At 71.3% G+C, this 25,607-nt stretch carries 18 protein-coding genes; 7 read left to right on the top strand and 11 right to left on the bottom strand.

The genetic code is table 11. The features are described 5' to 3' along the window. Positions 1-13 precede the first annotated feature (13 nt). Both ACWDRB_RS17140 and ACWDRB_RS17135 read right to left on the bottom strand, forming a co-directional pair. Positions 14-832 (bottom strand): helix-turn-helix transcriptional regulator, encoded by an 819-nt coding sequence (locus ACWDRB_RS17140; protein WP_449894779.1) that lies wholly within the window; start codon positions 830-832, stop codon positions 14-16. 98 nt (positions 833-930) lie between these two features. Then, a complete protein-coding gene (locus ACWDRB_RS17135; RefSeq protein WP_449894777.1) occupies positions 931-3,168 on the bottom strand; it encodes a pectinesterase family protein in 2,238 nt (745 codons plus the stop codon). Between the two features lie 207 nt (positions 3,169-3,375). On the opposite strand from ACWDRB_RS17135, the gene ACWDRB_RS17130 reads away from it, so the two are divergent. Continuing rightward, positions 3,376-6,345: an endo-1,4-beta-xylanase gene (locus ACWDRB_RS17130; RefSeq protein WP_449894775.1), complete on the top strand. Its 2,970-nt coding sequence runs from the start codon at positions 3,376-3,378 to the stop codon at positions 6,343-6,345. Positions 6,346-6,695: 350 nt separating this feature from the next. Here ACWDRB_RS17130 and ACWDRB_RS17125 read toward each other — a convergent pair whose 3' ends face one another. After that, on the bottom strand, positions 6,696-7,775 hold the full coding sequence (locus ACWDRB_RS17125) for a serine hydrolase domain-containing protein (RefSeq protein WP_449894773.1): 1,080 nt from the start codon (positions 7,773-7,775) through the stop codon (positions 6,696-6,698). Between the two features lie 208 nt (positions 7,776-7,983). Further along, positions 7,984-8,706 carry a TetR/AcrR family transcriptional regulator gene (locus ACWDRB_RS17120; RefSeq protein WP_449894770.1) on the bottom strand — a complete coding sequence of 241 codons (723 nt, stop codon included), beginning with the start codon at positions 8,704-8,706 and terminating at the stop codon, positions 7,984-7,986. 115 nt (positions 8,707-8,821) lie between these two features. On the opposite strand from ACWDRB_RS17120, the gene ACWDRB_RS17115 reads away from it, so the two are divergent. The 4 genes from ACWDRB_RS17115 (at position 8,822) to ACWDRB_RS17100 (ending at position 14,020) form a co-directional block, all read left to right on the top strand. After that, positions 8,822-10,090 carry a hypothetical protein gene (locus ACWDRB_RS17115; protein ID WP_449894768.1) on the top strand — a complete coding sequence of 423 codons (1,269 nt, stop codon included), beginning with the start codon at positions 8,822-8,824 and terminating at the stop codon, positions 10,088-10,090. Between the two features lie 74 nt (positions 10,091-10,164). Beyond that, on the top strand, positions 10,165-11,187 hold the full coding sequence (locus tag ACWDRB_RS17110; protein WP_449894765.1) for a LacI family DNA-binding transcriptional regulator: 1,023 nt from the start codon (positions 10,165-10,167) through the stop codon (positions 11,185-11,187). A gap of 408 nt (positions 11,188-11,595) precedes the next feature. Next, positions 11,596-12,885 carry an FAD-dependent monooxygenase gene (locus ACWDRB_RS17105; protein ID WP_449894763.1) on the top strand — a complete coding sequence of 430 codons (1,290 nt, stop codon included), beginning with the start codon at positions 11,596-11,598 and terminating at the stop codon, positions 12,883-12,885. A 217-nt stretch (positions 12,886-13,102) separates the two neighbouring features. Beyond that, positions 13,103-14,020, top strand: a complete 918-nt coding sequence (locus ACWDRB_RS17100; protein ID WP_449894760.1) for an endonuclease/exonuclease/phosphatase family protein — start codon at positions 13,103-13,105, stop codon at positions 14,018-14,020. Between the two features lie 129 nt (positions 14,021-14,149). Here ACWDRB_RS17100 and ACWDRB_RS17095 read toward each other — a convergent pair whose 3' ends face one another. The 4 genes from ACWDRB_RS17095 to ACWDRB_RS17080 form a co-directional block, all read right to left on the bottom strand. After that, a complete protein-coding gene (locus ACWDRB_RS17095) occupies positions 14,150-14,485 on the bottom strand; it encodes a prevent-host-death protein (RefSeq protein WP_449894758.1) in 336 nt (111 codons plus the stop codon). 381 nt (positions 14,486-14,866) lie between these two features. Continuing rightward, entirely contained in the window at positions 14,867-15,919 is a 1,053-nt protein-coding gene (locus ACWDRB_RS17090) for a LacI family DNA-binding transcriptional regulator (RefSeq protein ID WP_449894756.1), read from the bottom strand. A gap of 154 nt (positions 15,920-16,073) precedes the next feature. Next, positions 16,074-20,336, bottom strand: coding sequence for a caspase, EACC1-associated type (locus ACWDRB_RS17085; RefSeq protein WP_449894754.1), 4,263 nt, complete (start codon positions 20,334-20,336; stop codon positions 16,074-16,076). A 141-nt stretch (positions 20,337-20,477) separates the two neighbouring features. Then, the gene (locus tag ACWDRB_RS17080) at positions 20,478-21,722 is read right to left on the bottom strand and encodes a C39 family peptidase (RefSeq protein ID WP_449894752.1); all 1,245 of its coding nucleotides are present in this window, start codon (positions 21,720-21,722) and stop codon (positions 20,478-20,480) included. 314 nt (positions 21,723-22,036) lie between these two features. On the opposite strand from ACWDRB_RS17080, the gene ACWDRB_RS17075 reads away from it, so the two are divergent. Continuing rightward, on the top strand, positions 22,037-22,690 hold the full coding sequence (locus ACWDRB_RS17075) for an adenylate kinase family protein (RefSeq protein WP_350725282.1): 654 nt from the start codon (positions 22,037-22,039) through the stop codon (positions 22,688-22,690). Here the strand turns inward: ACWDRB_RS17075 and ACWDRB_RS17070 are convergent. Continuing rightward, positions 22,684-22,941: a hypothetical protein gene (locus ACWDRB_RS17070; protein WP_449894750.1), complete on the bottom strand. Its 258-nt coding sequence runs from the start codon at positions 22,939-22,941 to the stop codon at positions 22,684-22,686. The two genes, ACWDRB_RS17075 and ACWDRB_RS17070, sit on opposite strands and share 7 nt — an antisense overlap. A 62-nt stretch (positions 22,942-23,003) precedes the next feature. After that, on the bottom strand, positions 23,004-23,729 hold the full coding sequence (locus ACWDRB_RS17065) for a class I SAM-dependent methyltransferase (protein WP_449894748.1): 726 nt from the start codon (positions 23,727-23,729) through the stop codon (positions 23,004-23,006). A gap of 130 nt (positions 23,730-23,859) precedes the next feature. On the opposite strand from ACWDRB_RS17065, the gene ACWDRB_RS17060 reads away from it, so the two are divergent. Continuing rightward, entirely contained in the window at positions 23,860-25,095 is a 1,236-nt protein-coding gene (locus ACWDRB_RS17060) for a hypothetical protein (RefSeq protein WP_449894746.1), read from the top strand. A gap of 3 nt (positions 25,096-25,098) precedes the next feature. On the opposite strand, the gene ACWDRB_RS17055 is transcribed toward ACWDRB_RS17060, so the two are convergent. Further along, complete coding sequence (locus ACWDRB_RS17055) at positions 25,099-25,557, bottom strand: Lrp/AsnC family transcriptional regulator (RefSeq protein WP_397367196.1); 459 nt, start codon at positions 25,555-25,557, stop codon at positions 25,099-25,101. Positions 25,558-25,607 lie beyond the last annotated feature (50 nt).

Here is a 25,607-nt window from a genome sequence, read left to right as displayed (position 1 = left end):
GGTGAAGGGTTGTTCAGCCGGCGGTCAGGGAGCCCAGCAGGGACAGCGACTCTTCCGACGGGCTGCCCGGGTCGGCGTGATAGACGACGAGCTGCTGCCCGGGAGCGCTGTTCACGGTCAGCGACTCGTAGTGCAGGGTCAGCTCGCCCACCAAGGGGTGGCGGAAGCGCTTGGTCTCGTGGGTCTTCTGGCGGATGTCGTGGCGGGCCCACAGCCTGCGGAAGGCCTCGCTCTTGACCGACAGCTCGCCGACCACCTCGATCAGCAGCGGGTCGTCCTGGTCGGCGCCCGCGCCGGCGCGGAGCCCGGCGACGGTGTTGACCGCCACCCGGTCCCAGTCGGGATAGAACTCCCGCGCGTCCGGGTCGAGGAACACCAGCCGGACCAGGTCCCCGCTGTAGGCGTGGCCGTCGAACAAGGCTCTGCCGAGCGCGTTGGCGGCCAGCACGTTCAGGCAGCGGCCCAGGACCACCGCGGGGGTGTGCGGCCAGCCCTCCATCATGCGCAGCAGGTTCGGGCTGACCCGCTCCCGCCTGGCCGGCGCCCGCCTGCGCCGGACCGGTTGGGCCAGCCGGTGCAGGTGCGCGACCGCGTCCTCCTCCAGGGCCAGGGCGTGGGCGAGCGCGTCGACCACCTGTGCGGAGGGGTGGCGCTCGCGGCCCTGCTCCAGCCGTACGTAGTAGTCGGTGCTCACGCCCGCGAGCCGGGCGACCTCCTCGCGGCGCAGCCCCGCCACGCGGCGCCGGGTCGTGACCGGCACGCCGGCCTCCTCCGGCTGGAGCAGCTCGCGGCGGGCCCGCAGGAACTGGCCGAGTGGGTTCTCCCTGTCCATGTCTTCGAGACTAAGCGCGGCCCGGGGTGCCATGGGGGCTTAAGGTGGCCGCGCCACTCCCACCTTCGGCCCCGTCAGCTGATCGGGCTCGGGCCGCCTCAGCGCAGGCGGCCCGCTCCGGCTCTGGCCGGGACGAGGGCGCGCAGCGCCTGCGGCGGGTGGACGCGGGTGAACAGCGCCGGGGTCCAGCCGGCGTCCGAGCCGATGGCCGTGCCGTGCGCGGCGTTGTACGCGGCCACCACGTCGGCCGGTGCGCCGTCCACCAGGTTGCCCTTCGCGGTGATCGCGGTGCCGTTGAACACCGACAGGACCTTGTCCGCCGCGATGCCGTCGAAGGCGTTGTTCTCGGCGTAGACCTTGGAGCCGAAGCCCACGCCGATGCTGTAGCCGTGGCCGTCGCCGCCCTTGTAGTAGTTGTTGTAGGCGTGCACCTGGCCGAAGCGCACCCTGGGCGTGCGCTGGCCGAGGCCCTCGAAGTAGTTGTGGTGCAGGGTGACCTTGAGCTTGTCCTCCTCGCCGTACCGCGTGGGGCTGTCGGTGTTGCCGATCAGGGTCACCTTGTCGTGGTCGCTGAGGTGGTTCCAGGAGAGCGTCACGTACGTGGAGGCGCGGACCACGTCCAGGAGGCCGTCGTGCACCTGGTACGGGCGGCCGAAGTAGCGCGGCTGGCCCGCGTCCGGGTTGTCGCCGTCGTTGAGCGTGTTGTGGTCGAGCCAGACGTGCGTGGAACCGGAGACCTCGACGTTGTCGAAGGAGGCGTTCCAGTTGCCGTCCGCGCCGTCGGTCGGGTCCCACTGCGGGAAGCAGTCGGAGGTGTCGGTGATGGTGAGGTTGCGGACGATGACGTTGTCGGCGTTGCTGACGCGCACGCCGAAGCTCTTCAGCGCCGCGTCCGCGCCGAGGCCCATGAGGGTGACGTTGGAGCCGACGGTGACCGTGACGTGCTCGGCCATCTTCGCGTACGACGTCTTGCGGGCGTCCTCCAGCGGACCCGAGGGGACGCTGGTCCGGCCCCAGACGGCCGGGTCGTACGCGGCCAGGTATGCGGGCAGGCCGTAGCCGTTGACGGCGTAGTCCTCGCAGGTCAGCGGGGTGCCGTCGGGGGCGGTGTCGGCGTCTATGGCGCCCTTCACGTACACGATCCTGGGGGTGTTGTCGGCCGGGTCGCCGAGCGCCGCGACCAGCTCGGCCCTGGTCCTGACCACGTGGACGTCCTCGGGGCGGGCGGCCGAGCCGCCGGTGGTGCCGGTGGTGGCCGCCGCCCAGCCGTCGTCGCGGGGGAGCACCTCGCGGCCGGGCTCGCGCGGGACGGGGCGGTGACGGCGGACCGGGTTCCAGCCGTCGGCGCCCGCCAGGTACCGCTCCGGGGTGAAGGCGGCCGCCTGGTCGGACGTGAGCTGCGGCCGGTCGTCGTTGACGGTCGCGCCGGGGCCGTGGTTGCGGTACTCGGACAGGCGGGCGTCCCGCCAGCTCAAGCCGGACATGTCGGTCCAGGGGGCGTCCTTGATCTGCTGGCCCAGCCACGACTCGCGCACCAGCACCTGGCCCCGGGCCGTGGTGGAGCCGCCGGCCGGCCACGGGCGGCCCAGGTGGAAGGTGCGGGCGGGCGCGTCGCTGGTGAGGTGGCTGCGGTAGATCAGGAAGCCGTACGGGTTGCTCAGCTCGGTGCTGGCGGCGGTGACGTAGCCGTTGTTGTCCGCGCTGCCGCGCGTCCTGCCCTTGATCAGGCAGTGGTCGAAGACGGCGGTGGCGCGGCCGAAGATGAAGTCGACGTCGCCCTCGACGTAGCAGTCGGTGAAGTACTGCCTGGCGACCGTCGTGGCCGAGGCGGTGTTGGCGTACAGGGTGTCCTGGTTGCCGATGAACCGCACGTTGTCGTACACCTGCCGGTCGCCCGTCGTCCGCACGGCCACGGCCTGGCTGTAGCCGTGGGCGGCCTCGTCGTAGGCGTTCTCGAAGGTGAGGTTGCGGGCGGTGAAGTCGGGGGCGCTGATCGTGTACGAGGCGCTGCCGGAGGTGCCGTACGGTCCCGAGCCGTCCGGCTTCTGCGCGGCCGCCGAGGCGTCGAACGTGAGCACCACCTCGCGCGGGTCCCGCGTGGCGCCGACCAGGGAGATGTGAGGTTTGTCGGCCGGGATCACCACCTGCTGCCGGTAGGTGCCCTTGCGGACCAGGATGGTGACCGGGCGGGTGTTGCCGGCGGGGACGGCGTCGACCGCGGCCTGCACGGTCGTGTGGTCGCCCGAGCCGTCCGCCGCGACCACGATGGCGGCGGGCGCCGGGGCCGCTGTCACAGGAGGCAGGGCGAGCAGGGGGAGAAGTAACAGGAAGCGCATGAGGCGACCTCGCCGATGGGGGTGCGGCAATCGGTTGCATGAAACGCTGACTCAGCCGCCTCACTCCGTCAATGCCCTGCAGTGAAACTGCACCACGCTGCAACAAGCGATTGCAAGATTATGAGTGATCTTGACCACGGGAGCGCGCCGATCTACAGTCCGCCTGATATTTATCGGCGCTTCGCTGAAACTTTCATCGGGAGCATCGTGCGCACCCTTCGAGCCCTGGTGGCCGCCGCCCTGTTATGCCTCGTTCCCGCGCTCTCCGCGCACGCGGCGGCGGACCTCACGTACGACTTCGAGAACGGGACCACCCAGGGATGGGGGCCACGCGGCGGCGGCGTCTCCGTCACGGTGACGCCGGACGCCGCCCACGGGGGCACGAGCAGCCTCCTGACCACCGGCCGGACCGCCACGTGGCACGGCGCGTCCATCTCCGCGCCGTTCGTCCGAGGTGTCGGCTACACCGTGACCGCGTACGCGCGGCAGGTGAGCGGCCGGCCCGCCGCCACGATCGCGCTGACCGTCCAGCGCACCCCGACCGGGGGCAGCACCACGTACGAGCGGGTCGCGGCGGCCACCGTGACCGACGGCGGGTGGACGCGGCTGTCGGGCAACTACCTGTTCACCGCCGAGTCCGCCGACGTGCAGCTCTACGCCGAGAGCTCCGACGCCACCGGCGAGTTCTACCTGGACGACATCGTCGTCACCCCGCTGGGCGACCCCACGCGCGAGCCCGTCAGCAGCGACTTCGAGGACGGCACCGCGCAGGACTGGGCGCCCAGGGCCGCCGCCACCCTCCAGCCGAGCGCGGAGGCCGCTCACGCGGGCAGCCGCTCGCTGGCCGTGAGCGGCCGCTCCGCCTCCTGGGACGGTCCCGCCCTCAACGTGTTCGGCCGGATGGCCAAGGGCGACAAATACGCCCTGTCGGTGTGGGTGCGGCTCGGACCGGAGGCCACGGCGGGCCGGCTCGGCCTGTCGATCGAGCGCAGGGCCGGCGGCACCCCCAGCTACGAGCGCGTCGTCTCGCCGAAGGACGTGCCGGCGGGGGAGTGGGTGCAGCTGTCCGGCACGTACACGCTCGCGTACGACGTCGACTTCCTCAGCGTCTATGTCGAGTCCGACACCGGCACGTTCCCCTTCTACCTGGACGACTTCTCCATGAAGTACATCCAGCCCAAGCCGATCCAGACCGACATCCCCGCGCTCAAGGACAAGGTGCCGTTCGTCATGGGCTCGGCGCTCACCAGGCCCGACGCGCTCGGCGTACACGGCGAGCTGCTGGCCAGGCACTTCAGCGGCGTCACCCCCGGCAACGAGCTCAAATGGGACGCCACCGAGCCCCGTGAGGGCGAGTTCACCTTCGCCGACGGCGACTTCCTGGTGGACTTCGCCACCCGGCACGGCATGACGATCCGCGGCCACACGCTCGCCTGGCACAGCCAGACCCCCGACTGGGTCTTCCAGAACGCCGACAAGGAGCTGCTGCTCAAGCGCCTGGAGACGCACGTGCGCACGCTCGTGGCCAGGTACAAGGGCAAGATCGCGGCCTGGGACGTGGTCAACGAGGTCGTGGACGAGAACCAGCCCGACGGCCTGCGCCGCTCCAAGTGGTACGAGATCGCCGGCCTCGACTTCATCCGCACCGCCTTCCGCGTCGCCCACGAGGCCGACCCGGACGCCAAGCTCTTCATCAACGACTACAACACCGAGTTCCCGCGCAAGCGCGAGGCCCTGTACGCGCTGGTCAAGCGGCTCAAGGCGGAAGGGGTGCCGATCGACGGCGTGGGCCACCAGCTCCACCTGAACATCGAGTACCCGCCCGCCGCCTCCGTCGAGGCCACGATCGAGCGCTTCGCCCCGCTGGGGGTGGACCAGCAGATCACCGAGCTGGACGTCAGCGTCTACACGGACTTCGTGTCGTCGTACGACACGATCCCGCCCGAACTGCTCGTCCAGCAGGGCCACCGCTACAAGGAGCTGTTCGACGTCTTCAGGCGGCAGGCCGCCAAGCTCAGCTCCGTGACCGTCTGGGGCGAGTCCGACGACGTGAGCTGGCTGCGGTCGTGGCCGATCCCGCGGCTGAACGCGCCGCTGCTGTTCGACGACGACCTGCAGGCCAAGCCCGCCTACTGGGGCGTCGTGGACCCGTCGCGGCTGGCCCCGCCGGTGCGCCGGCTGGAGGCACCCGCCGGGACGCCCAAGGTGGACGGCAAGCGGGACCTCGAGTGGGACCTGCTGCCGGACTCGCCGATCGCGCGGGTGGGCGATGTGTCGGCCGGGTTCCAGGCGCGCTCGTCGGGCAAGGGGCTGTACGTGCTCGCCGAGGTCACGGATCCGACGGCGGGCAAGGATGATCGAGTGACGTTCACGGTCGACGGCACCTCGTACGTCGTCAAACGAACCGGCGGCCCCAAGGCGGCGGTGCGGCCGACGCCGACCGGCTACCGCGTCGAGGCCCTGATCGCGACCGGCACCGACGCGGACGTGACAGCAAGCGACTCCCCGGCCTCGCCCGACACTGACGTGGAGGTGACCGTGAGCGACTCCGCCGGCGCGAGCACCTCCTGGACGGGGAAGGTGACCGCCGCACCCGCCGTCAAGCTCACCTCCGCCGCCCACCGCACGCCCGTGCTCGACGGCGCCGTGGACCGGGCCTGGTCGGCCGCGCCGGAGATCCGCACCGCGACCTGGATCCAGGGCACGTCCGGCGCGACCGCCAAGGTGCGCTCGCTGTGGAGCGGATCCACGCTGTACGTGCTCGCCCAGGTCGCCGATCCGACGCTGAGCGAGGAGTCCCCGAACCCGTGGGAGCAGGACTCCGTCGAGATCTTCGTGGACCCGGGCAACGGCAAGACCAAGGGCTACGAGGACGACGACGGCCAGTACCGGATCAGCTTCTCGGGCCGGATCACGGTTGGCGGGACGTTCGACGCGGGTGGGGTGAAGGACCACGTGAAGGCGGTGACCAGGACGGTGCCCGGCGGGTACGTCGTCGAGGCGGCTATCGACCTGCCCACGATCACACTCGCACCGGGGACGCTGCTGGGCTTCGACGCCCAGGTCAACGACGCCACGGGCACCGCCCGTACCAGCGCCGTGACCTGGAACGACAACACCGGCCGAAGCTACCTGGACACCAGCCACTGGGGCGTCCTCCGGCTCACCCAGGGGTAGGTGGGCCGGCTTCCACCCTCCCGTTGCCCGACTGGACGGTGGGCCTGCCGACACCCCCCAGGCCAAAGGGCCTTGCTCCGCTCGGACTGCCCTTCCCGGGGCGCGCCTTCGGCGCGACGCACCTTCGGCGTCCGGCCGAGACCGCCCGTTGCCCAGTTACCGGCTGGGCCTGCCGATGCCCATCCAGGACCGGGGCCCTCCCGGGCCGTGCTGCAACTACCGGGACCCCGTCGAGATCGAAACCGACAGAACCAAGCAGACGACCTGTGAAGGCACGGCAGTTCGTGCTGTCGTTCCCGGGGTGCGACGAGCGGCTCTGAGCTCAAGCGGTCCGCTCGGCCGACCCGGACTCAGCGGTCGCACATGGCGGCGACGAAGGCGTCGATCAGGTGCTGCCGCTTCTCGGGGACGCCCGTGACGTAGACGGTGGCCGCGCGCCCGGCCCGGTCCCGGCCGCTGAACACCGCTGCCCCCGGCATGTCGCCGGCGCCGAAGTAGGCATAGCCGCAGCCCGACTCCATCCGGGCCACCCCGTAGCCGTAGCGGGCGCCTTCGGGCCAGCCTTCCTGCTCGACCGGCACCGTTCTGGCCATCATTTTGCCCAGCGGGGCCTTACGCCAGAACCGGTTGAGGTCCTCCGGGGTGGAGACCAGACCGCCGCTGGGCCCGAACTCGTACGTGGGCAGCCGGTCGGTCAGATCCACCTCGCCGTCCTGCGGGCGGCCGGGGTGCACCCCGTAGGTGTGGGCGTGCGGGCCGCGGATGCCGTAGTCGCCCTTGGCCGGCCAGTACGTGTCCCGCATCCCGTACGGCTTCAAGATCAGATCTCGGCTCGCCTGCCGGAAGTCCTTGCCGGTCACCTCGGTCACGATCATGCCGAGGACCAGGTAGTTGGTGTTGGCGTAGGCGAACGAGTCGCGGGGCGTGGGCTTGAGCGCGAGCGCCACCTGCAGGAAGTCCGGGAACGGCTCCTTCCACTCGATCGCGTTGAGGAACTCGGGCAGGCCACTGGTCTGCTGCAGCAGCATCCGCACGGTGATCTTCCGCCCGTCGATCGCCGCACCGTCGCCCCGGCCGCGCAGCACGCCGGGCAGATAATGCTCCACCGGCGCGTCCAGGTCGATCTTCTTCTGATCGACCAGCCGCAGCACGGTGGCGGCGATGATCGGCTTGCTCGCGCTGGCGATCCGGAACCGGCCCTCGGGGCCGATCATCGGCTGGCCGGTGCCCCGCTCCGCGGTGCCGGAATGCAGGGTCACGGTCGTGCCGTCCGGGGTCCGTACCTCGCTCAACGCGCCCGCCAGGCCGTCCTCGGTGGTGAGCAGGTCAAGGCGGGACTGCGGCGAGGGCGTTGCGGCGGCAGCGAAGGCGGGAGCCACAGGGGCGATGACCAGACAGCCGGCGACAGCGGCGGCGAGCAATCTCTTCATGCCTCTAATGTGGCGAGAAGATCACTCATGTTCAGTCATGCCTACCTGCCTGTTGGGGTGGAGGTCTTCCCTACCTTGTCCACCCCGAGCCGAGGCCAAGCACCCGCTGACATTGACCATCACGCTCGCTGCTTTGTGGCTGATCAGGTGCGGGAGAAGCCCTCCGATCTCCCAGGGCCCTGACCGGATGTGGCCACGCCGGCCGACTTCACCCCAGGCGCAGGTTGGGGCTCCGCTTGAGCCCGAGGAGGCCGAGCAGGTCATCGATCATGTGCTCGAACAGCGGCTGCAGGTCGTCGAAGGCGAACTTGTGGTGCCCGTACACGGCCATGCAGAGCAGCCCGTAGATCTGCCGCCAGCAGACGACCATGAGGAACACCACGCCGATGGGGAACTCCAGGCCGACTTCCGAGCGGTAGGTGCGCAACTGGGCTGCCAGGACGGGGTCGATCTCCTCGTCCGCCGGGCAGGTCAGCCGCCCCTCGTTCCACAGGCGGGCGAACAGCTGCCCGAACAGGCCGCCCAGCTCGCGCGCGATGACCACCGGGATGCCCTCCTCCGACTCGGCGATCTTGGCGAAGCCGGCGCCCATGAGCAGGTCGAACTCGACCCTGTTGGCCAGCGACCAGTCGAGCACGGCCTGGGTGGCCGCGTGCAGCTGGGCGCTGACGTCGTCAGGGTCCTGGCGCCGCGCGGCCCGGTCCACGGTGTCGATGAACTCCGCGGTGATGTCGTCGTAGATGGCGCGGATGAGGCCCGCCCTGCCGTTGAAGTAGCGGTATAGGGCCGGGGGCGTCACGCCGACGCCGCGGGCCACGGCGGCGAGGGTGAGGCCCTCGATGCCCTCCTCCGCGGCGATCCTGCGGGCGGCGGCCTTGGCGTCGTGTTCGAGCTCGGCCCGCAGTCGTTCCCGTCGCGTCAACGCTGTCACCCGACCATCTTGTCTGGTCTCGCCTGCCGCGGCCACTTGCGGTGAATAGGCGACATATGGTTAATGGTATTCACTCTTTTAAGGATCATCATTGAAGGCGTGAAGGAGATCTTGGATGAGTTCCCGTAGCGGTGGCTGGCCGGCGACGGCGGTCGCGCTCCTCCTGGCGGCAACCGGCTGTTCGGCGGCCTCCGGCCCCGTCGCCCTGTCCCAGCCGAGCCCGCGCGTCTCCACCCCCACTCCGGACGCCAGGAAGACGGCACTGGCCGAGGCGGCGAAGAGCCTTCCGGCCGTGCTCGCCGCCCAGGGGCCGGTCGCCTGCTCGTGGAATGACGACGGGTGGCGGGCCACGGCCTACGACGACGCCTTCCGTACCGGTGTCGCGAGCTTCTCCGGCGTGACGCTCGCGCCGCTCCTGACCGAGATCGCCGCGACGGCGGGCGGAGAGAAGGCCGTCGTGCGCAGCCTGTGCGGTGAGGAGGGAGATCCCGGCGTCAGCCCGGTCTCGCCGGACGGCCGCCGGGTCGCCGTCCAGGTGGACTTCCCGTCCAGCGGCGACCCGACGCACGTCGGCTGGCTCGACCTCGGCACCGGGACGTTCACGGACCTCACCGACAGGTCGAACAAGAAGGGATACGTCAAGGAGACGTTCTCCGACAAGTACCCCGGATTCGCGCCCGACGGGTCGTTCTGGTTCCTGCGCGACTCCCAGCAGTACTTCTCGGCGGACCCGAACGGCCGGCTGACTCCGCGCAAGATCAGCCTGGCCTGTTTCACCAACAGCAACGACGACACCTTCTACCGCGTCGTGGGATCGGTCGCCGTCATGTGCCCGGGCACCGTCCATCCCTCCGGGAGGTTCGCGGCGAACCCCAGCCGGGCGGCCGTGGGGATCAACCTGGTCCAAGGGGCCGAACTGGAGATCCTCGGGAACACGGTGGACCGCTATGAGGACGCTCCGCTCCAACTGCCGTTCGGCATGAAGATCGTCGTACGTGACGGCGGCCTGCGCCACTGCGACCCGCTCGCCTGGATCAACACCACCGACCTGCTCTGCGCCGGCGGGAGCAACGACTTCTACACTGCGCGGATCAACCCTCGGCTTGCCCGGAACGACATCGATTACGTGCAGCACACCGAGGTGAAGGTGAAGAACGAGATCGCCCCGGCGACCGAGTCGTCGATCATCACGGTGGCCGTCTCCCGGGACCGCCGCTCCCTGATCATCGCGGCCAACGAGAACGACGACCCCGCCACGGCCAAGCTCTACCGCGCCGACCTGATCTCCCCCTCCGCTCCCGTGGAGATCGGCCCGATCCCGGCCGAGTCGAGGGAGCACTTCACCCTCCTGAACAACTACCAGCAGCCCGTACGAGCCGACTGACCGGCACTTCCGGGGACCTGGAGCTTCGGGAACTGCTCCCGACCTCCGCTCCTGGGCCCGACTACCATGTGACCGTGACCACGAGCCCCCGACATGTCCGTAAAGGGGCCGTCCCGAGCATCCGCGACGTCGCCGCCGCGGCCGGCGTCTCGCATCAGACCGTCTCCCGCGTGCTGAACGACTCACCTCGGGTGCGGCCCGACACCCGGGCCGCGGTGCTGGCCGCGATCGACCGGCTGGGGTTCCGCCCCAACCGGGCCGCCCGGGCGCTCGGCCTCGGCCGCGCCAGCGGCGTCACCGTCGTGACCTCCAACACCATGCTGTACGGGTACGCCTCCACCCTCCAGGGCATCGAGGAGGCAGCCAGGACCGAGGGCGTGGCGCTGGGGATCAGGGTCGTGGAGTCGGCCGAGGTCCGGCAGACGGTCGACTACGTCAGCGATCCGAGCGCGGGCGGCCTGGTGGTGATCGCGTTCGACCCGCTGGGCACGGCGGTGGCGCAGGCGCTGCCGCCGCACATCCCGGCCGTGGTGGCCGCCGAGCCGGTCGCACCCGATCTGGGGCGGGTGGCGATCGCGCTGGACGAGCGCCGGGCCGCCGCCGACGCCACCCAGCACCTGCTCGACCTGGGGCACCGTACCGTCCACCACGTGGCCATCCCGTCCGAGGGCCGGGCCGGCGGGCGGCACGCGGGGTGGCGCGACGCGCTGCGGCAGGCGGGAGCGGAGATCCCCTCGGTGCTGGGGTGCGGGTGGGACATCGAGTCGGCGTACGCGGCGGGGGAGCGGCTGGTCCGCTCGCCCGGGGTGACGGCGATCCTGTGCGGCAACGACGACATCGCGCAGGGGGTACGGCGGGCGCTCTACGACGCGGGCAAGGACGTTCCCGGGGACGTCAGCATCGTGGGCTTCGACGACATCCCTGGCTCGGCCTTCTGGACCCCGGCGCTGACGACCGTACGGATGGACTTCGTGGGGCTGGGCCGGGCATGCTTCCACGCGGCGCTCGCCGAACTGAGCGGCCAGCCGCAACCGGACATCTCCCTGGTCCCACCCCGCCTGATCATCCGCGAGTCCACCGCCCCACCACGGCAGTAGGTGCGCCTGGGCTCGCCCACCCCTTGACCGTCTGGGTGGTTGACCGACTGATGCCCACCGCTCGCGAAACGTTCGGACTAACCCTGCATCGGGAGGGATCGCGGCTGTCCGTTCTCACCGGTCCTTTCAGCGTCTCACTGTGTTGCGCGCAGATCTGGCGAATTCTCAGGTGGCGGCCTAGTTCGCCTGGTTTGCACCAGTCTGGGCTGACGTGAGTCTCGTCGGAGTTGGCGTTTCTCATCAATGTCTGCCGAGGCCGAGGCGATCATGACCATGCCCGTCGCACGCACATGCCGAGTTCAGGGTGTTTGCGGGAGCGTGGACGCGATTTCGGTCGTGCCGATGAGTTTTGTGCGGACCCGTGGTCGATACGGCTGGACACACCGACAGAAGCATGTGGAGGCAGTGATGAGCGTCGACGACTCCAAGCAGGAGCACACCATCCGGACTGGCGGGCAGGGGATGCGGGTGAGCGGTCCCAGGGTGTTGGTGGCGGGGGCGAGCATCGCGGGACCCGCGCTGGCCCATTGGCTGCGCCGGTGGGGGGCCGAGGTGACCGTGGTGGAGCGGGCTCCTGAGCTGCGTCCCGGCGGGCAGGGGGTGGACGCGCGCGGGGTCGCCAGGGAGGTCATCGGGCGCATGGGGCTGGACGCGGCGGTGCGTGCGGCGTGCACCGACACCGCCGGCGCGCACACCGTGGACGCGGACGGGCAAGTGCTGGAGACCTTCCGTGCCGACGACGACGGTGGCGACGGGTTCATCGCGGACATCGAGATCCTGCGCGGGGACCTGGCCCAGGTGCTCTACGACGACACCCGCGACGGCGTCGAGTACGTCTTCGGCGACCGAATCGCGGGGCTCGCCCAGGACGCGGACGGGGTCGACGTGGTCTTCGCGGGCGGCGACCGGCGGCGCTTCGACCTGGTGGTCGGGGCCGACGGGTTGCACTCGGAGCTGCGAGCGATGGTCTTCGGGCCGCATGAGCGGTTCCTCCGCCACCTCGGGCACGTGCTGGCCTTCTACAGTGTGCCCAACGAGTTCGGGCTGGACCGCTGGCTGCTCGAGTACCAGGATCAGGAGTCCGGGCGCTCTGCCCTCCTGCGGCCCATCCAGGACGCCACCCGGGCGATGGCCATGTTCTACTTCGCCTCGGCCGACGTCGACGTCGACTACCGTGACGTCGCGGCCCAGAAGGTCCTGCTGCGTGAGCGGATGGCGGGCCTGGGCTGGTTGACCCCGGACATCCTCGCGCACCTGGACGACACCCCGGACTTCTACCTCGACCAGGTTGCCCAGGTGGTGATGGAGCGCTGGTCGAGTGGACGGGTGGGACTGCTGGGGGACGCGGCGTTCAGCTCCTCGCCGATGTCGGGGCAGGGCACCGGGCTGGCGCTGGTCGGCGCCTACGTGCTGGCCGGAGAGCTGGCCGCCGCCGGATGGGACCCCGACGCCGGGTTCGCCCGCTACGAGGCGCGGATGCGCTCGTTCGTCGGGGCCAACCAGGAGATCGGCCGGTTGAACGCCCGCAGCCGCGACGTCTCCGGGCCAGACGCCGAGCCGAGCCCCGATTTCGCCGGCGAATGGTTCGCCGAGCTGGTCGGGCGCGCGATCAACGGCATCGAGCTGCCCGACTACGCGGGGGTGCCGGACTCCGCAGCCCCGGCCGGATCGTCGATCACCTCGTCGGCCAAGCGGTAGGTGTCACATAACGTGTCGAGAGGGACCACGCTTCGGTGGGACACCGCCGGACGACCTCCGCTCATGCCGCGTAGTGCGCGTTGGAGCGCCCGTTCGGCGGCCACGCCACGTTCCGACCGGTGGAGGGCCTTGCCACCGGATGGCCATGGAGCAGTGAATATGCGCGACATGATCAAGAGGGGATCCGGATCGCACCAAAGCCTGCAAGGATCTCGCCGTGCCGATCTTCCGTTTACTCCTGGTCGCACTCGCGGCGCTGACCGCGACCGTCATCGCCTTCCCCCGATCCGTGCCGAATGGGATCGGTCACCTCGGCAGCCTGGCCGAGACGTTCCTACCATGGCTCGCGCTGGCCGTCCCGGTGCTGCTCGGCCTGGCCTGGTGGCGGCGCTCCATGGCGGGCGCGCTGGCCGCGCTGGTGCCGACGGTCGCCTGGCTTACCCAGTTCGGCGGGCATTTGTTGCCCCGTGGGGACCAGCCGCATCACCTGGTCGCGGTACAGCACAACGTCAGTGACGAGAACGCCGACCCGGCCGGCACCGCGCGCAAGCTGATCGCGGCCCGGCCGGACGTCATCGGCCTGGAGGAGCTCGTGCCGGCGGCGCGCCCGGCCTGGGATGCCGCGTTGGGCGTCGAGTACCCGTATCGGACGGTGCAAGGCACGGTCGGCCTCTGGTCCCGCTATCCCCTCGCCGAGGCGGCTCTGGTGGACATCCGTCCGCACGGCGTCGGCCCAGACTGGAACCGCGGCCTGCGCGCGGTAGCCCGAACCCCGCAGGGTGACATCGCGATCTACGTCGCTCACCTGCCGTCGGTGCGAATCGGTCTGGGAGGCTTCGATTCCGTACGCCGAGACGAGAGCGCCCACCGGCTCGGCGCCGTGCTGGCAGCCGAGCCGGTCGATCGCATCCTTCTGCTCGGCGACCTCAACAGCACCGTGGACGACCGGGGGTTGCGCCCGGTCGCCTCGCTGATGGCAGCCCCACCTCGCGATTTCGCCTTCAGCTGGCCGGCGCGTGCCCCGCTGGCGCGCATCGACCAAATCCTGACCCGCGGAATGACCGTGACCAAGATCCGATCGCTACCCAGGACGGGCAGCGATCATCTACCGATCGCCGCCGACATCCGCCTCTGATCCACGACGCGGCGAGTTACCCAAAGATCAGGTGGCCCGCGCGGCTTCGCCCGCGAGCGTCCCGTGCCGGACGCCGGCCTTCGATCCGACAGAACCGATCGTGGCCCTCACGCGTGGGCCGGGGCCAGGTCACCGGGCCTTCCCCACCAGCCATTCACGCAGCTGATCGTCATCACTGAGGCTGATCAACTGCACCAGCCCCCAGTTCTCGCGGTGGTCGGGGGCGTCGAGCAAGCGGTCCTGCCAGTCTTCGGCGTATTCGCGCAGCGCATCGACCATCTCGATGACGGCCTCATCGAAGGTCCGGCCGTCGGCTGCGAGGGGCAGGCCAGGAATGAAGATCGACCAGCCGCCGTCCTCGGGAACCGTTTGTGCGCGCGATGGAGTGAACGCGGCGAGATGGTGGCGCAATCTATCGACGTCTACGAGGGCTGTCGTGGCCGACTCGCGACGCACTGTGGCCACACGGCCGCGTTCAGCCGCGTCCAAGAGTGCTTTGAGATGCGCACGGGCTCGGTGTAGCCGCCGAAATGAACGGCAGTCATTGTGACACCTCCGCTGAACGTGCCTCTACGAGGCCTTCCTTGGTCAAGTACGTCGTACGCTACGTGCCTGTGACGACGCCTCGGATGACGTTCCGAACTTTGGCTCGCTAGTGCTCTTATCCGTTCGCGGGTTGCGCGGACATGAGACCGATTCTTTCCCCGGATCGGGCTTGGCGTCTGGACGTACTTCGGCGACTCGGCCGCCGACTACGCCATTGCCCATCGGTCAACGACGGTGCCGGGGCGGGGTCCAGCAGGCCTACCACCCAGACGGGCAACGGGCGGGTGAGCCCCGGCCCACCTACTGCCCTCGCAGCGGGGGACGGACGGAGTTGCGGACGACGATGTGGGTGCCGAGGACCACGTGCTGGCGTTCCTCGCGGTTCAGCGCGAGCCGGACCGCCGTCCGCCCCAGCTCCTCCGTCGGGATGTGCACCGTCGTCAGCCCCGGCTCCAGGTCGGCGGCGAACGGGATGTCGTCGTAACCGACGAGCGACACGTCGTCGGGCACCCGCAGCCCCGCCTCCCGCAGTGCCGCCAGCACCCCGATGGCCACCATGTCGGTGGCCGCGAACACCGCGGTGAACCGCGTCCCGAGCGCGATCAGCCGGCGCGTGCCCTCGTAGCCGTCGGCCCGGCCGAACCCCGCCGGGATGACCAGGGCGGGGTCGTACGGCACCCCGAAGGACTCGTGCGCCCGCACGAACCCGCGTTCCCGGTCGACCTTCGTGGTGCTGCGGTCGGCGGGGGACGAGGCGCCGAGCAGGGCGATGTGCCGGTGGCCCTGCGACAGCAGGTGGCTGGTCATGGCGTAGGCGCCGCCCTCGTTGTCGTACTCGACGACGGTCGTGGGCACGTCGTCCCCGAGCGGCGGCCGCCCGCACAGCACCAGCCGGGAGCCCGCCTTGTCGAGGGCGTGGGCAAAGTGGGACATGCGCTCGCGGTACGTGTCGTCCAGCGAGCCGCCCCCCACCAGGATCACCGCGTCGGCCCGCTGCTCGCGCATCGCCTCCACGACGGCCAGCTCCCTGGCCGGGTCGCCGTGGGTGGTGCACACCATGCACAGCCGCCCCTCGGCGGTGGCCTGCTGCTCGACGCCCTTGGCCACGTACGCGAAGGACGGCCCCGTGACGTCGTCCAGCACGAACGCCACCGTCTTCGTGCTCGCCCCCGACAGGGCGCGGGCGTGCACGTTGAGCACGTAGTCGAGGTCGCGCATCGCCCGCAGCACCCGCGTCCTGGTGGCCTGGGCGACCGGGTAGTCACCCTTGATCACCCTGGAGACCGTGGTGGCCGACACGCCTGCCCGGGCGGCCACGTCGCGGATCGTGACACGCTCGTCGTCGGTGAGCACGCCTTTTGTGCTTACTTTTCGCGACAAGGTCGGCCCTTCACGGTTTTCGGCAGACGGAGCAGTGCGGGTGGATCATGGGAGATTACGCCATCTCCCCGAAGTCTATGGCCAGGGAGATCCGCAGGCGCAAGACGCGCGATCTCCACGACCGGCGTCACCCGGCCTGGCAGGGCGGGCTGTACGGGAGCCCGGGCACGTACTGGGCCCACTCGCTCCGGGTGATGGTCATTCCGGACACCTCGCAGACGTGCTGCCGCGCCCGCTCCACGTCCATGCTCCAGAGCTGCGCCGTCCCGTTGCCCGACGCGCTGGCCAGCACGTTCCCGTCCGGTGTGAACGCCACTCCGTTGACCCAGTTGGACCCGGCGAGCACCGCCCACGTGACCGGCCGGGTCCGGTCGGCGAGGTTCCAGATCCGGATGGTGCCGTCGTGAGCCCCCGTGGCCAGCCTGCGCCCGTCGGCGGCGAAGGCCACGCTGCCCACCGCGCCCGTGTGCCCCAGCAGGACCGCGACCTGCGCCGGCCGCTCGGGGTGGGTGAGGTCCCAGAGCCGGGCCGTCCCGTCGGAGCCCACCGACGCCAGCATCCTGCCGTCCCGGCTGTACGTGAGCCCCAGCACGCTGTTGGTGTGCGCGGGGTAGTTGGCCAGCAGTCGCGGAGCGGCGGGCTTGGACACCTCCCAGAGCCGGATGGCCCCGGTCCCCGAGCCGATCGCGAGCATGCGGCCGTCGGGGCTGAACATGGCGGCGTTCAGCCAGTTGTCGGCGTCGCCCGGCGAGGAGACCAGCTTGGGAGCCTGGGGATCGGCCAGGTCCCACAGGTAGGTGCGGCCGTCCCGCGACGTCGTCACCACCGTCCGCCCGTCCGGGCTGAACGCGCCGGACTCCACGACGTTCACGTGCTTCCTGATCGTCGCCAGCAGCTTCGGGGCGGCCGGCCGGGAGACGTCCCACAGCTTGGCCGTCTGGTCGGAGGAGCCGCTGACGAGCATGCGGCCGTCCGCGCTGAAACGGACCGTCTGGACGATGTCCGTGTGACCGGACAGCGTGGACAGCGACCTGGCCAGGCCCGGGTCGGAGACGTCCCAGAGCTTGACGGTCTTGTCGCCGGAGGCCGTGGCCATGATCCGGCCGTCCGGGGAGATCGAGAGCGCGTTGACGGGGCCGGTGTGCTCGCCGAGGCCGGCGCGGTAGGAGACGCGGGCGGGGTCGGAGACGTTCCACAGCCTGGTCATGGTGTCCGCCGACGACGTGGCGAGCGTCCGGCCGTCCGGGCTGAACGCGGCGGCGGTCACCGTGTTCGCGAACCCGGTCAGGGCGGTCGTGCGCCGCGGCTCGGCCGGGTTCGAGACGTCCCACAGGGTGACGGTGGCGTCGGTGGCGGCGCTGGCCAGCAGCTTGCCGTCGGGGCTGAACGTGACGTCGTACACGAAGGAGCCCTGGCCCCGCGCGGTGCCGACGCGCTTGGCCGCGGTGACGTCCCAGAGGTACAGCGTGCCGGTGGTGGAGGCGGTGGCGAGCCGGCGGCCGGCGGGGTCGAAGGTCACGCTCCAGGTGCTGCCGCCGTCCGGCGCGCTCAGCACCGTCGGGTCGCCGGGCCGCGCCGGGTCCAGCACGTCCCAGATCGTGGTGCTCCCGTCGCCCGCCGCGGTCGCCAGCAGCCGCCCGTCGGGGCTGAAGGCGACGTCGTTGAGCACGTACTTCTGCCGCAGGAGGGCGATCTGGGCGGGCCGGGCGGGGTCGGCGATGTTCCACAGCCGGGTGGTGCCGTCGAAGGAGACGGTGGCCAGGACGCCTCCTTTGAGGCTGAACGCGACCGAGCTCACCTTGTTCGTGTGGCCCTTGAGCGTGGCGAGGACCCGTGGTCTGGCCGGGTCGGAGACGTCCCAGAGCCGGGCGGTCCGGTCCACGGACGCGGTCGCGAGCACCCGCCCGTCCGGGCTGAACACCGCTCGCACCACGCTCGCGGCGTGGCCCTTGAGCTCGCTCACGGCCTTGGGGCGGGCGAGGTCGGAGACGTTCCAGAGCCGGGCGGTGGCGTCGCTGGAGGCGGTGGCGATCATGCGGCCGTCGGGGCGGTAGGACACCCACTCGACCGGGCCCCGGTGCCCGATCAGGCGGGCGCCGACCGGGTGCGCCAGCGTGCCGAGCAGCGCGCCGCGGGCTTCCGGGGTGTCGGCGATGCGGTAGGAGACCAGGGAGAGCTGGGCGCCGAGCGAGGCGTCGGCGGCGCCGTTGGCGGAGTCGGCGACCTGCGTGGAGACGGCCTGGTCACGTTGCCTGGTCACCTCGGCGGTCTGCCGCAGGGCCAGGACGCCGGCGGTCACGGCGGCGAGGAGGAGGACCGTGAGCGCGGCGATCACCTGGCGGACGATCCAGGTCCGCCGTCTGCGCCGCCGCAGCGCCGCGTCGAGGAACGCCCGCTCGGTCCCCGATCGCGCGCCCTGCGCAACAGCCTGTGCCGCCGCCAGGCGGCTGTCCGCGTACAGGTACGCCGGGTCCCGGCCCTGCCGCTGCCACGTCTCCGCGTCCTCGGCCAGGCGCTGGCGGACGAGCAGGTCGACCCGGTTGGTCTCGATCCAGTTCCGGAGCCTGGGCCAGGCGCGGATGAGGGCCTCGTGGGCGATCTCCGCCTCGTCCTCGTTCACCGTGAGGAGCCGCGTGCGCACGAACTCGTCCAGGACCCGCCGCGGGACGCCCGCGGGAGCCAGGTCGGCCAGGGCCACCCGCTTCCTCGTGTCGTCGGTCTGCTCGTCGAGGTGCACCAGCCGTACCAGCAGGTCCCGTGCGATCGGCTCCACGTTCGCGCCGAGGTGCCGCAGCGTCTCCTCGGCGCTCGTGGCCAGCGCCCGCGCGATGCCGCCCGAGGCCCGGTACGCGGCCATCGTCAGCGTTCGCTCCGTACGGCGCTGCCAGGTGGCCAGCAGCGCGTGGGACAGCAGCGGCAGCACGCCGCCGGAGTGCTCCACGTCACCGGCTCCGACGTCTTCGAGCAGCAGGTCGGTGAGCCCCGGCTCGAGCGAGAGCCCCGCCCGCGCGGCCGGGCCCTCGATCGCGGCGCGCAGCTGCGTCACGGTCATGGGCCCGACGATCGCGGGCCGCTGCATCGCCTCCAGCAGCCCCGGGTACGACGCGCAGTGCCCGAAGAAGTCGGCCCGGACGGAGGCCACCACGGCCGCGGTCCTGGAGAGCGCGACCAGCTCCTCGACGAAGCGCCGCCTGGCCGGTTCGTCCGCGCACGCGGTGAAGACCTCCTCGAACTGGTCCACCACCAGCAGTAACCGCCGGTCGCCCGGGGCCACCCTGCGGGCCAGCTCCGCCGACGGATCCGCGCCCGGGGCCAGTACGACGCACGACAGCTCCTCCGCCATCTGGTGCCGCAGCGCCGGGATCAGCCCGGCCCGAAGCACCGACGACTTCCCCGCCCCCGAAGGACCCGTCACGATCAGCGGGCGTCCGCTCCCGAACGCCTCCCGCACCCGCGCCACCAGCGACCTGGTCAGCTCCTGCCGCCCGAAGAACACCTCCGCGTCCTCGGGCCCGTACACGGCCAGTCCCCGGTACGGGCCGGCCTCGTCGCCGGGCTCCGCGACCGGCGGGACCGGCCGGGAGCGCGGGGCCACGTAGGCCGGGTTGACCGCGAACGCGCGGCGATCGCCCAGGTCGGTGGCCTGGCGGCGGGGCCGGGGGAAACCGGCGTCGGGGAGCCTGCGGGCGAGGCTGTGGTAGACGTGATCCAAGGTGAACACCGAGGGCCCCGCCGGGTCACCCGCGTTCAGCAGCCGCAGCAGCGCGCCGCTGAAGGCCGTGTGCCGGACGCCGGGCAGCGCCCAGGAGTTCTCGTCCCTGCTCGACGACGTGAGCAGGTACGCCCCCTGCCACATCGAGTCGAACACCCGCTCCACCGCCTGCGACGACGCCCCGCGGGCGCGGCCGGCGAAGCAGCAGTCCAGGACCACGACGACGAGCTCGGCCCGCGACGCGGACAGGATCTGGCGCACGACCCCGTACGGCAGCGCCTGGTACCCGGGCGCGCCCCGGCCGAGGTCCACGGTGGCGCGGGTGGCCAGGTGCAGCTCGTTGTCCGGGCCGACCAGGCCGTGGCCGACGTAGTAGAACATCAGGACGGACGTCGCCTCCTGGGCCAGCCGGTCCAGCGCCTGCCCCAGGTCGGCGGGGGTCGCCGGGTCCAGCCGTACGGTCAGGTGGGCCGGCGCCAGCCCGCCGCGCTCGACCAGGCAGCGCCCGACGTCCGCGACCGTCGCCGGCACGGCGGGCACCGCCGGCAGCGGCGACTCGGGCGGATGCGCCCCCGTGCCCGCCACCAGGACGCGGGCGCCGCCGGACGACAGCAGGAGAGGTGGACCGTTCCAGCGCGGTCGAGGCCTCTCGACGGTTGCGGATTCGTCGTCGGTCATCCGGCGCTCCACGGCGAGGAAGGTCGGCGGGCGGCACGAACTAGGAGGCGCCACTCCGAGCGCGCCTCGTGATCCCCCGACAACTCCCGGTTGCCAGAGTACGCACCCTTCCGACCTTCCGTCGAGATCCCGTGCCGGGGATCACCAGTTGGCGGGCAGCCCCGGAGTCGTGGCGGGCAGCGCGCGGCCGGGCGGGTGGATGATGTACGTCACGCCGCCGCTGCTGGAGCTCCGCAGCCACACGTTCTCGAAGTCCGCCCGGGGATAGACGTGCCGCACGGCGGCGTTGCCGGACGACGCCGGGTCGTTGGCGATCACGTCACCCGACGAGGTGAAGCCCACGATCGCCATGAGGTGCCCGTTGGTGCCGTAGCCGGCGCCGGGCAGCTCGCCCTTCTTGAACGACTGCGAGGTGATGACCGGGATGCCCGCCTTGATCAGCCGCTCCAGCTCGGTCAGCGACCGCAGCCGCGTGACGAACCCGTCCATTCCGTAGCGTCCGGCGTAGGCGGTGTTGAACGGCCAGTTGCCGGCGCCCTGGTAGGCGTGGTCGTAGGTGTAGCGGGCGGCGTAGTCGACCTCGGGGTTCGGGTCGGAGGGGTCGACCCAGGAGGTGTCCTGCGCGCTCGGCCACCTGTCCCAGTAGCCGAGGACCATGGTGGTCGAGGTCGGGCTGCACCAGGCCTCGCCGCCGCCGTCCCATTCGGGGTAGTGGCCCTGGTGCACGTTCTGGGAGCGGCGCGGTACGGCGAGCTCCGTCCCCCAGGCGCCCCCGCCCGGGCTGACCGGCACGGTCTTGCGCTCGGGCACGTTGGAGGCCATGACGCCGGAGGTGCGCACGCGCGGCGTGACCGCGGAGCCGGGCGCGCGGTAGAGGGTGAGGCGCAGCTGGTAGGCGGTGATGGGCTTGCCCGCCGCCGCGACCAGCGTGTCCACCGAGACGTTCGCGTCGGCGTCGCCCTGTCCCGGCACGGAGGTGCGGCGGATGTCGCCCTCCGCGTACGCCCAGCGGCCGAGCGAGAACCACTTGGTCAGCCCCTCGGCGTTCCTGGCCCGGGCCTCGACCTGCATCCAGCTGCCCGGGGGCACGTCCGCGGTCCAGGAGGCGATCAGCTCGGTGGCGTCGAACCCGATGGTCCGCTCGGGGCCGGTCCAGCGGGCGTACTCCCAGCTCTTCGTGCCGAGCGCGTCGGTGTAGGAGACGGTGCCGGCGGCCGTGCCGAACGACAGGCCGTCGCCGGCCGTGGTGCCCTCGTACGTGCCGGTGGCGAAGTCGGCCCGCTGGAAGACGACCTCGGACGTCAGGGCGAGCGGTTTCGCCCCGGCGGGTGCGGAGAGCGTCGTGGCGAGGAGCAGGCTGGACAGGAACACGGTCAGCGCGCGCATGAACCCACCTTCCGGCACAACCGCTGTGTGAAGCATCCGGAAATCTACGTATCAACTCACGCTGCGTAAGTTTCACAAGTGTCGAAATGTTTCGGCGAGAGTTTCCCCAAGTTATGGCAGATTATTACGGTCAGCATCGGCCTCCAGAGCCGATATCTTTCTATGATTCATTGACACATTTCGGAAATTTCCGCAAACTGGCAGTTCACCCCCTCGGTGATGGACGTGTGTGGTGTGGTGTGCTCCGGGTGCCGCCACACCACACACCTTCCCGACCATGATCCCGCTGGGTCGGTTGTGGGAACGTGGGGCATATGCGCAAATACGTGATCCTCGGCGTCCAGGGCAGCGGCAAGGGCACCCAGAGCGCCATGCTCGCCGGCGACCTCGACCTCGTGCACATCAGCGTCGGCGACATCTTCCGCTGGCACGTCAAGAACCACACCAAGCTGGGCGCCCAGGTCCGCCGCCTGGTCGCGGCCGGCGAACTGGTGGGGGACGACCTGGTGGAGGCCGTGGTCAGGGACCGGCTCCAGCAGCACGACTGGAACTACGGCTTCATCATCGACGGCTTCCCCCGCAACCGCCGCCAGGCGGAGTTCTTCCTGGAGAGCTACGACATCGACGGGGTGATCCACCTGGACCTGCCGGACGAGGAGGTGCGCCGCCGCGTCCTGGCCCGCCGCCTGTGCTCGCGCTGCGGCATGGACTACAACCTGATCGCCCACCGGCCGGCGGAGGAGGGCCGCTGCGACGTGTGCGGCGGCGAGCTGGTCTCGCGCGCCGACGACACCCCGGACGCCCTGGCCAGACGCCTGCGCGAGTACCACAGCAAGATCGACCCCGTGGTGGAGCTGTTCAGGGGCAAGGAGTACGTGATGACCGTCGACGCCCGGTCGGACAAGGCGACGGTCCAGCGGACCATCCGGACCCGCTTCAACCTCCCGCCCTACACGCCGCCTCAGTGAGTGATCAGCATGGTGAACCGGTAGAGGTCGACGGCGAGGAGGAGGGAGAAGACGACGAACGCCGACGTGCTCCGCCACACGAAGGCCATCGCCGTCAGGGTCAGGAGGACGGCGGAACCCGACGCCGCGGTCGCCAGCGTCACCATGTCCGGATCGCTGTAATCCGGCATCTCCGGGTCCCAGTCGTAGTTGGTCGGCATGAAGCTCGCGAGCATCGCGAACGCTCCGACGGTGCCGGTGAAGGCGCTCATGCTGATCCGAGCGGTCCTGGACGCCCTGTGCGCCGCCAACTGAGCCGCGGTCTCCGGATTTCTCACGACAACGCCCCCGTTTCCCGTAATTCCTTGACGCACTTTATGACGAGGAACACGGGGAAGCGGGCCGCTTCCGGTCGATTCGCCGCCCATTCGGGAGCCGGCTCGGGCTCGGCGAACTCGTCCACCCACAGGCCGTGGCGGCGGAAGGTGTTGACGTACGTCGAGAGCGTACGGTGGTTGGCGCCCACCTGGCGGCGCAGCGCGGAAAGCTCCCCGTCGGCGCGCCACCAGCCCTCCGCGTGGTAGCGCGCGTCCCCCGGCCAGGAGCCGGACACCCCCGGGCCGCCGGGAAAGCACGGGTGCAGGATCGAGCAGACGAAGACCCCTCCGGGCCGCAACGCGCCGGCGGCGGTCGCGACGGCGCCCTCGAGGTCGTCGATGTCGGAGAGGCCGAAGTTGCAGACCACCGCGTCGAACGCATCCGGCAGGCCGGGCCGGGAGGCGTCCGCGTGGAGGTAGCGGATGCCCAGCGGCGCGTCGCGCTCGGCGGCCCTGGCCTTCGCGATCAGGGCCTGTGAGACGTCCACGCCCACGACGGCGGCGCCCCGGCGGGCCAGCTCGCGGCTGACCCGGCCGTGGCCGCAGGCGATCTCCAGCACCCGCCTGCCCGCGACCGGCCCCAGCAGGTCGAGCAGGCGCGCGGAGGCCGGGTCGTCGATGACGTCGGTCCAGCCGGAGGCGTAGAAGTCGGCGATCTCGTCGTAGCGCGCGACATCGGGCATGACCCCGACGGTACGCGTCCTCGATCCGCGGCGGGCGGGTGTTCGTCGAGCGCGGAACGCCTGCCGGGCGGGCAAAGGGTTCGCCATGGCGGCGCATGGTTCCGGTCGGGCCGCCCCGTGGGCGGGGCGGGTGAGAGGAGGATCGTCCCCGGTCGAGCGGCACGGCGCGGTCAGGCGGGGGGACGACATGGGCATGCCCGGGATCGCGGCGGTCATCGCGCTCCTCGCCGTAGGCGGGTGGACCGGAGTGTACGGCTCCGCCCCGCCACCGCTGTCCGGCGCGGTTCCGGCCGCGTTCCACGTGCCCGGGAGCCCGGACCTGCGGATCATCGGGACCGTCAGCCCGGAGCCGATGGTCATCGGCGGGGAGTCGGTCTACTCGGTCACCGTCACGAACGCCGGAGACCGGGCCGCCCAGAACGTGACGGTCATCGACACGCTGGACCGCAACGCGATCCCGGGCCCGATCCCCGACGACTGCGCCCTCATCAGGCACGGCGGAGCCGTCGCCTGCGGCGGACCCGGGCTGACGCTCCCCGCGGGGCAGAGCGTGAGTTACGAGATCCCGGTCATGATCGACCCGGGAGTCCCGGAGGGCGCGCATGTCCTCAACCGCGCCGAGGTCACGGCCTGGGGGATGGGCAGCGGCACGACGCGGATGGTCAGCCCGACGCGGGCGCGGGTCGGAGGCCGTCCGGAGGCCGCGGGCCCGGACGGCGCCGTCGACGACTGCGCCCCCGGCAACACGGGAGGTTCCGAGGACGCGCCGGTGGAGGGCCCCGCCGGGGGTGGCGGCTGCGCGTCCGCCGTACCCGATCCGGCCCCGGCTCCGCGGCCGACGCCGAGCCCCGACACCCCCAAGGAACCGGACCCCGCGCCCACGGCCGATCCGGTGCCGTCCGCCACGGCTGAGCCGGGCCCCGTTCCGGGCCCGACTTCGGGTGATGACGCCGGGCCTCCGCAGCCCGTCCCCGGTGAGGGTTACGTTCCGCCCCTGCCCGGCCAGGATCCGCTCCAGCCCGTCCCCGGCCAGGGGCCGGTCCAGCCGGCTGCCGGTCAGCCGGGCCCCGGGGAGAAGGCCGGGCCCGGCCAGGTGCCGTACCCGGAAGGTCTCCATGAGGGTGGATATCAGGTGGGGGTCGGCGGGGGACCCGCCCATCGCGGGTCCCGGCCGGCGTCCGGCGGCGAGGAACCGGAGACGGAGGCCGACGACCTCCCCCTGGCCGGCGTGTCGGGCTGGGGGCTCGGCCTGGGCTTCGCCGTCCTCCTGGCGATCAGCCTGCTCGTGTGGCACTTCTCCCGCCGCGAGCAGGCCCGAGACCGTACCCGCAACCGGGCTCCCGCCGAAGCGGGCAAGAAGCGGTGAGGCTCAGCGGGCGCGAGGGGACAGCGCCTCGCGGGTCCACGAGCCGAGCACCAGCAGCGTCTTGGTCCCGGTCACGTCCCCGGCCCGCCGCAGCCGGTCGATGACCTGCTGCAGGTGCCCGAGGTCGCGTACCCGCACGTGGATCAGGGCGTCCGGATCGCCCGCGATCGTGAACACCGCCTGCACCTCGGGCACGTCCGTGGCGGTGCGGACGATCTCGCTCACGGGAGTCGTGCCCGGATAACGTAGCTCCGTGAACGCCTCGATCCCCCACCCCAGCTTGCCGTAGTCGATCTGCACCGTGAACCCCGTGATCACGCCGAGATCCCTGAGCCGGTCGACCCGCCGCTTCACCGCCGCGACCGACAGCCCCACCAGCTCCGCCATCTCCGAGAACGTCCTGCGCCCGTCCTCCCGCAGCAGCCGGAGGATGCGGTGGTCGACGTCGTCCACATCAGGCATGCGAGAACCCCTTCGTCCGGCGCAAAGAACCTCAGCCGCCAGGCCCAAGT

The sequence above is a fragment of the Nonomuraea sp. NPDC003707 genome (assembly GCF_053587055.1).
This window is presented reverse-complemented; position numbering and strand designations above follow the sequence as displayed.

Bases quoted from the DNA above. Each gene is read 5' to 3' on its own strand.
- ACWDRB_RS17140 (WP_449894779.1), bottom strand. From the start codon at position 832: ATGGACAGGGAGAACCCACTCGGCCAGTTCCTGCGGGCCCGCCGCGAG.
- ACWDRB_RS17115 (WP_449894768.1), top strand. From the start codon at position 8,822: ATGAGTTCCCGTAGCGGTGGCTGGCCGGCGACGGCGGTCGCGCTCCTC.
- ACWDRB_RS17055 (WP_397367196.1), bottom strand. From the start codon at position 25,557: ATGCCTGATGTGGACGACGTCGACCACCGCATCCTCCGGCTGCTGCGG.
- ACWDRB_RS17070 (WP_449894750.1), bottom strand. From the start codon at position 22,941: ATGAGCGCCTTCACCGGCACCGTCGGAGCGTTCGCGATGCTCGCGAGC.
- ACWDRB_RS17135 (WP_449894777.1), bottom strand. From the start codon at position 3,168: ATGCGCTTCCTGTTACTTCTCCCCCTGCTCGCCCTGCCTCCTGTGACA.
- ACWDRB_RS17105 (WP_449894763.1), top strand. From the start codon at position 11,596: ATGAGCGTCGACGACTCCAAGCAGGAGCACACCATCCGGACTGGCGGG.
- ACWDRB_RS17080 (WP_449894752.1), bottom strand. From the start codon at position 21,722: ATGCGCGCGCTGACCGTGTTCCTGTCCAGCCTGCTCCTCGCCACGACG.
- ACWDRB_RS17085 (WP_449894754.1), bottom strand. From the start codon at position 20,336: ATGACCGACGACGAATCCGCAACCGTCGAGAGGCCTCGACCGCGCTGG.
- ACWDRB_RS17125 (WP_449894773.1), bottom strand. From the start codon at position 7,775: ATGAAGAGATTGCTCGCCGCCGCTGTCGCCGGCTGTCTGGTCATCGCC.
- ACWDRB_RS17075 (WP_350725282.1), top strand. From the start codon at position 22,037: ATGCGCAAATACGTGATCCTCGGCGTCCAGGGCAGCGGCAAGGGCACC.
- ACWDRB_RS17065 (WP_449894748.1), bottom strand. From the start codon at position 23,729: ATGCCCGATGTCGCGCGCTACGACGAGATCGCCGACTTCTACGCCTCC.